The organism is Mesorhizobium sp. M2C.T.Ca.TU.002.02.1.1, from assembly GCF_003997225.1.
Window position 1 is genome coordinate 1 of record NZ_RZTO01000292.1, and the last position, 6,804, is coordinate 6,804.

The following is a 6,804-nucleotide window of genomic DNA, read 5'->3' on the forward strand; positions in this document are numbered from 1 at the left end:
CGGCAATGACAAGGCCGATGCCGGATGAGATGATCGCGGCATGGACAATACGCGCCTTGAAGAACTATTCGAAAGCCTTGGCCCGATCGGCATCCGCAAACTGTTCGGCGGCAAGGGCATCTATTGCGACGGCGTCATCGTCGCGGTCGTCGTGCGCGACGAACTGATGCTGAAGGCGGATGAGGAGACGGTTCCCGATTTCGAGGCCGCCGGCTGCCGCCAGTGGACCTATACCGGCTCGCGCCACGGCAAGGCGGTGGCGATGCCCTATTGGAGCGTGCCGGACGAGGCGTTCGACGATCCCGACGAGATGGCCGTGTGGGCGCGGCGTGCTTATGAGGCGGGACGAAGGGCGGGAAAGTGAAACTTGGAAATGCTGGCGGGACAGCACCCCCCCTCTGGCCTGCCGGCCATCTCCCCCGCAAGGGGGGAGATTAGCTGTCGCGCCGGCTTTCGCCAGTCGCCAACGTTGCAAGAAGAGCGCCTTCGATGAAGCTGCCAATCTCCCCCCTTGCGGGGGAGATGTCCGGCAGGACAGAGGGGGGTGACGGAACGCGGCCGTTGCGATTGGCTGGAGCTGCCGTCCCTACAGCGCCTTGGCGATCTCCGCCGCCAGCCGCGCGTTGTTCTCGACCAGCGCGATGTTGGTCTTGAGGCTGCGGCCGCCGGTGAGTTCCAGGATCTTCGACAAAAGGAACGGCGTCACCGCCTTGCCGGTGACCTTCTGCGCTTCGGCCGCCTTTTGCGCCGCCTGGATGTAGCCGTCCATCTCAGCGGCCGGGATCTCGTCATTCCGGGGCACAGGGTTGGCGACCAGAATGCCGCCGCCCAGGCCCAGCGCCTGGCGCGTGCGGTAGAAATGGGCGATGTCCTCAGGCGCATTGAGTGTCAGCGGCGCGCGGAAAGGCGACTGGCGCGACCAGAAGGCGGGCATCGTCTCGCTGCCATGGCCGATGACCGGCACGCCGCGCGTCTCCAGCACTTCCAGGGTCTTTTCGATGTCGAGGATCGCCTTGGCGCCCGCCGAAACGACGATGACCGGCGTGCGCGCCAGTTCGTCGAGGTCGGCCGAGATATCGAAGCTCTTTTCGGCGCCCTTGTGGACGCCGCCGATGCCGCCGGTGGCAAAGACTTTTATGCCGGCCATATGCGCGGCGATCATGGTGGCCGCGACCGTGGTGCCGCCGGTGCGCTTCTGAGCGACCGCGAAGCCGAGATCGGCGCGCGACAGCTTCATGGCGTCGCCCGTCATGGCGAGCGATTCGCGTTCGCCGTCGGACAGGCCGATCTTGATGCGGCCGTCGACCACGGCGATCGTCGCCGGCACCGCGCCGCCGTCGATGATGATCTGCTCGACCTTGGCCGCCATGGCGCCATTGTCGGGGTAGGGCATGCCATGGGTGATAATGGTCGATTCCAGCGCCACCACGGGCCGGCCGGCGGCAAGCGCTTCCGCCACGGGCGGATGGATGTCGATGAAGGGACGGGCGGTTTGCGGCGTCATGGCTGTCTCCGACAAGGAGGAACTAGATTGTCGGTGCCCTATGCCACCTCCCGTGCCTCCGGCACAAGGGCAAGCGCTTGGCCGAAGTTGGCGGTCGTGAAGGACGGCACGGCCTCTGGGCTCTCGATGGCGAGCATTGCCGCCGCTACGCCCTCGCGCAGCGCGGCGCGCAGCGGCAGGCCGCGCAGCAGGGCGGCGACCGTCGCGCCGGTCAGGGCGTCGCCGGCGCCGGTCACGTCGGCGACCCGGCGCGGCGCGGGCGGGTCGATTTCAAAGATGCCGGTGTCGTCGAAGCCCAGCACGGGGGCGCTGCCGGCCGTAACCACGCCGGCGTTGAGGCCGGCCCGCCTGAGCGCACCGACAAGGGCTTTGCCCGACAGTTCGGCGGCTACCAGCGCGGCGGCTTCGCGGCGGTTCATGAAAAGCAGCGACAGATCGCCGAGCAGCGGCGACAGGCGAACGACCTTGGCCGGCGAGACGGCGATGGCGAAGACCGGCCGGCCGCCGGCCTGCGCCACCAGGCGCTCCAGCGCCGCCGTCGGCAGATTGGCGTCACACAGGATCGCGTCGGCGGCGGCGATCGCCTCGCGCACCTTGGAACGCCTCATCTGCTTGGGAAAGGCGAGGTCGTAGAGCGCCATGTCGGCCAGCCCGACGATCAATTCGCCCTCGGCGTCGATCAGCGCCGTGTAGCTCGGCGTCGTGCGGTCGAGGAACACGACCGAGAGGTCCGTTATGCCGGCGTTGTCGATCGCCGCGGCGACCGTTTCGGCCGCGGCGTCGCCGCCGCGCACCGAGATCAGCGAGGCCGACACGCCGCGCTTCACCACGCTGCGCAGCGCGTTGAAGACGACGCCGCCGACATCCTCGCGCATCATGCCGGGGTTGGAGGCGGCCGGCACATAAATGCCCGAGACCTGGCCGCGCCGGTCGATATGGGCGCCGCCCAAAGCCAGAATCGTTGGGACCAGGATAGTTGGGGATGTCGGCATTTCGGGTCGCTGACTTTCATTGATCGTGCGGCTGCGCACACTAGAGCGGTTCAGCGTTTCACGGAATCGCCGAACCGCTCTAACTCTTTAGTTTTGCGCAATTCCGGACGGAAAACCGCTACGCACTTTTCCTGGAATTGCTCTAGGTTTCCCCGGGTCACCCTGCAATCGGGGTCGCGATTCGGATGGCCGGATATCGAAATCTCTTCTGGACCAGTGGTTGCGCTCCGCACTGCCTCTGGTGAGACAAAAATAGAACAAATCCAGATATTGATTGTTTTTCAGATATTTGTTGCCTCTTGCCAAATGAGAACAAAAAAGGTACAAATCGGCAGGGATCACGGATTGTCCGGCCTTCATTGACGACCAAGGGGTGATGTATCATGGCTCAGAATACTTTGCGGCTTGTAGAGGATAAGGCAGTGGACAAATCAAAGGCTCTGGATGCGGCGCTGTCGCAAATCGAGCGCGCTTTCGGCAAGGGCTCGATCATGCGGCTCGGCGCCAACGAGCAGGCGGTCGAGATCGAAACCGTGCCGACCGGCTCGCTGGGCCTCGATATCGCGCTCGGCGTCGGCGGCCTGCCGCGCGGCCGTATCGTCGAGATCTACGGGCCGGAAAGCTCGGGCAAGACGACGCTGGCGCTGCACACGGTTGCGGAAGCGCAGAAGAAGGGCGGCATCTGCGCCTTCGTCGATGCCGAGCACGCGCTCGATCCGGTCTATGCCCGCAAGCTCGGCGTCGACCTGGAAAACCTGCTGATCTCGCAGCCCGACACCGGCGAGCAGGCGCTGGAAATCTGCGACACGCTGGTGCGTTCGGGCGCCATCGACGTCCTGGTCGTCGACTCGGTGGCGGCACTGACGCCGCGCGCCGAAATCGAAGGCGAGATGGGCGACGCGCTGCCCGGTCTCCAGGCTCGTTTGATGAGCCAGGCGCTGCGCAAGCTGACCGCCTCGATCTCGCGCTCCAACACCATGGTCATCTTCATCAACCAGATCCGCATGAAGATCGGCGTCATGTTCGGCTCGCCCGAGACGACCACGGGCGGCAACGCGCTGAAATTCTACGCCTCGGTGCGCCTCGATATCCGCCGCATCGGCTCGGTCAAGGACCGCGACGAGGTCGTCGGCAACCAAACCCGCGTCAAGGTGGTCAAGAACAAGCTGGCCCCGCCCTTCAAGGTGGTGGAGTTCGACATCATGTATGGCGAGGGCGTGTCCAAGACCGGCGAGCTCGTCGATCTCGGGGTCAAGGCTGGCGTGGTCGAGAAGTCGGGTGCCTGGTTCTCCTATAATTCGCAGCGTCTCGGCCAGGGTCGCGAGAACGCCAAGCTGTTCCTGCGCGACAATCCGGACACGGCGCGCGAGATCGAGATGGCGCTTAGGCAGAATGCCGGGCTGATCGCCGAGAAATTCCTCGAGAATGGTGGCTCCGAGGGCGGGGACGACGGTTTCGAGGACGAAGCCGGCGCCGTTTAAGGCAGGCTCATTCCAGGAAGATCGCGCAGCAGGATTGAGCGAAAGAAATTAGTCGGCTTAGCCGGAGTTCGGCCACAATCCTGGTTCATTGCATTATGCTTATGTAATCGAGTTCTTGAGTACTGCGTACCCCGAACCGCCGGCCCTCGCGCCGGCGGTTTTGCTTTTTGCGGGTGGTGCTGGGCCGCCGCTCGCCTGCTGATTGGCCCAAAGCGCCTTGCGCTGCATAAATTCAGGCACTTTGGTTCCTTGTTTATGCATGCCGTTTTCCCAAAACCGCTTGCGCACCTTTGGGCGACGTGCCTGTTTCCGTGTTTCTGGACAGGCTCAAGAGCTATCGCTAAAAGGCCCATCTATCTTCTGAAACACCAAAGCCCATTTGCCGCCGGCCGGGCCGGCGGTTCTTGCGAAAAAGGCAGTATGCAATGAGTGGCGTGAACGACATCCGGTCGACATTCCTCGACTACTTCCGCAAGGAGGGTCACGAGATCGTCGCCTCCAGCCCGCTGGTGCCGCGCAACGATCCGACGCTGATGTTCACCAACGCCGGCATGGTGCAGTTCAAGAACGTCTTCACCGGCTTGGAGAAGCGTCCCTATTCGCGCGCCGCGACCGCGCAGAAGAGCGTGCGCGCCGGCGGCAAGCACAACGACCTCGACAATGTCGGCTACACCGCGCGCCATCTCACCTTCTTCGAGATGCTCGGCAATTTCTCGTTCGGCGACTATTTCAAGGAGCGCGCGATCGAGCTTGCCTGGAACCTGATCACCAAGGGTTTCGGCCTCAAGAAGGACAAGCTGCTCGTCACCGTCTATCATACCGACGACGAGGCGGCGGCCTATTGGAAGAAGATCGCCGGTTTTTCCGACGACCGCATCATCCGCATCCCGACCTCCGACAATTTCTGGGCCATGGGCGACACCGGTCCGTGCGGTCCGTGCTCGGAAATCTTCATCGACCGCGGCGAGCATATCTGGGGCGGCCCGCCCGGCAGTCCGGAAGAAGACGGCGACCGGTTCCTGGAATTCTGGAACCTGGTGTTCATGCAGTATGAGCAGGTGACCAAGGAAGAGCGCGTCGACCTGCCGCGCCCCTCGATCGACACCGGCATGGGCCTGGAGCGCATGGCCTCCATCCTGCAGGGAGTCGAAAGCGTCTTCGAGACCGACCTGTTCAAGCATCTGATCGACGCGGCGTCCTCCGCGCTCGGCCAGGGCCCGAACCAGGAGAACGCGGCGTCGTATCGCGTCATTGCCGATCATCTGCGCTCGTCTTCGTTCCTCGTGGCCGACGGCGTGCTGCCCTCCAACGAGGGGCGCGGCTACGTGCTGCGCCGCATCATGCGCCGCGCCATGCGCCACGCGCAGCTGCTCGGCGCCAAGGAGCCTTTGATGTGGCAGCTCGTGCCGGCACTGGTGCGCGAGATGGGTCAGGCCTATCCCGAGCTGGTGCGCGGCGAGGCGCTGATCACCGAGACGCTGAAGCTCGAGGAAACACGCTTCCGCAAGACGCTGGTGCGCGGTCTCGGCCTGCTTTCGGACGCGACCGAGACGCTCAAAGCCGGTGACATGCTCGACGGCGAGACGGCCTTCAAGCTCTACGACACCTACGGCTTCCCGCTCGACCTAACACAGGACGCGCTGCGCCAGCGCAGCATCTCGGTCGACATCGCCGGCTTCACCGACGCGATGGAACGGCAAAAGGCCGAGGCGCGCGCGCACTGGGCGGGCTCGGGCGAAGCCGCGACCGAGACGGTGTGGTTCTCGGTGCGCGAGAAGACCGGCGCGACCGAATTCCTCGGCTACGAGACGGAAGCTGCGGAGGGCATCGTCCAGGCGCTGGTCAAGGACGGCAAGGCCATCGACAGCGCGAGCCAGGGCGATGCGGTCGCCGTGGTCGTCAACCAGACGCCGTTCTACGGCGAATCCGGCGGCCAGATGGGCGATACCGGCGTGATCTCGGGCGAGGGTTTTTCGATCGAGGTTTCCGACACGCAGAAGAAGGCCGACGGTCTGTTCGTGCATCTGGGCAAGGTGACTAAGGGAACGGTGAAGACGGGTGCCGCCGTCGAGCTCAAGGTCGATCATGCCCGCCGCTCGAAGCTGCGCGCCAACCATTCCGCGACGCATCTCATCCACGAGGCGCTGCGCGAGGTGCTGGGCACCCATGTGGCGCAGAAGGGCTCGCTGGTCGCGCCCGACCGCCTGCGCTTCGACATCTCGCACAACAAGCCGATCTCGTCGGACGAACTCGAAGAGGTCGAGCGCATGGCGAACGAGATCGTGGTGCAGAACAGCCCGGTGACGACGCGGCTGATGTCGGTCGATGATGCGATCGCCGAGGGTGCGATGGCGCTGTTCGGCGAGAAATACGGCGACGAGGTGCGCGTCGTGTCGATGGGCACAGGCCTGCATGGCGCCAAGGCCAATCGGCCCTATTCGGTCGAGCTTTGCGGCGGCACGCATGTCAGGTCGACCGGCGACATCGGCCTGGTGCGCATCCTGTCGGACAGCGCGGTGGCGGCCGGCGTGCGCCGCATCGAGGCGCTGACCGGCGAGGCGGCACGCAAGCATCTCGACGAGCAGGACAGGCGGCTGAAGGCCGCGGCGGCAACCTTGAAGATCTCGCCGGCCGACGTGCCGGCGCGCGTCGAGACATTGCTCGAGGAGCGCAAGAAGCTCGAGAAGGAATTGAGCGAAGCTCGCAAGAAGCTGGCGTTGGGCGGTGGCTCGGCGGTTGCCGATGCCCCGGCCGCCAACGAGACGGTCGCTGGCGTCGGCTTCCTCGGCAAGGCGGTCAGCGGTGTGGCGCCGAAGGACCTGAAGCC

Annotated in this window: 5 protein-coding genes; 3 read left to right on the forward strand and 2 right to left on the reverse strand. The window is 64.9% G+C overall.

Annotated elements, in window-relative coordinates:
• The first annotated feature begins 40 nt into the window (after positions 1-40).
• Positions 41-364, forward strand: a complete 324-nt coding sequence (locus tag EOD07_RS16905; protein ID WP_127236280.1) for a TfoX/Sxy family protein — start codon at positions 41-43, stop codon at positions 362-364.
• A gap of 222 nt (positions 365-586) precedes the next feature.
• Here the strand turns inward: EOD07_RS16905 and EOD07_RS16915 are convergent, their stop codons facing one another.
• Both EOD07_RS16915 and EOD07_RS16920 read right to left on the reverse strand, forming a co-directional pair.
• Complete coding sequence (locus EOD07_RS16915; RefSeq protein WP_127236281.1) at positions 587-1,504, reverse strand: pseudouridine-5'-phosphate glycosidase; 918 nt, start codon at positions 1,502-1,504, stop codon at positions 587-589.
• Between the two features lie 38 nt (positions 1,505-1,542).
• Positions 1,543-2,496: a carbohydrate kinase family protein gene (locus tag EOD07_RS16920; RefSeq protein ID WP_127236282.1), complete on the reverse strand. Its 954-nt coding sequence runs from the start codon at positions 2,494-2,496 to the stop codon at positions 1,543-1,545.
• 383 nt (positions 2,497-2,879) lie between these two features.
• On the opposite strand from EOD07_RS16920, the gene recA reads away from it, so the two are divergent.
• Both recA and alaS read left to right on the forward strand, forming a co-directional pair.
• Positions 2,880-3,977, forward strand: coding sequence for a recombinase RecA (recA, locus tag EOD07_RS16930; RefSeq protein ID WP_073988604.1), 1,098 nt, complete (start codon positions 2,880-2,882; stop codon positions 3,975-3,977).
• A 425-nt stretch (positions 3,978-4,402) separates the two neighbouring features.
• The coding region (gene alaS, locus EOD07_RS16935; RefSeq protein ID WP_127236284.1) for an alanine--tRNA ligase at positions 4,403-6,804 on the forward strand (2,402 nt) is incomplete at its 3' end.

What these genes read in the sequence shown, in the direction of transcription:
- EOD07_RS16905 (WP_127236280.1), top strand. Translation starts at nt 41, where the DNA reads ATGGACAATACGCGCCTTGAAGAACTATTCGAAAGCCTTGGCCCGATC.
- EOD07_RS16915 (WP_127236281.1), bottom strand. Translation starts at nt 1,504, where the DNA reads ATGACGCCGCAAACCGCCCGTCCCTTCATCGACATCCATCCGCCCGTG.
- EOD07_RS16920 (WP_127236282.1), bottom strand. Translation starts at nt 2,496, where the DNA reads ATGCCGACATCCCCAACTATCCTGGTCCCAACGATTCTGGCTTTGGGC.
- recA (WP_073988604.1), top strand. Translation starts at nt 2,880, where the DNA reads ATGGCTCAGAATACTTTGCGGCTTGTAGAGGATAAGGCAGTGGACAAA.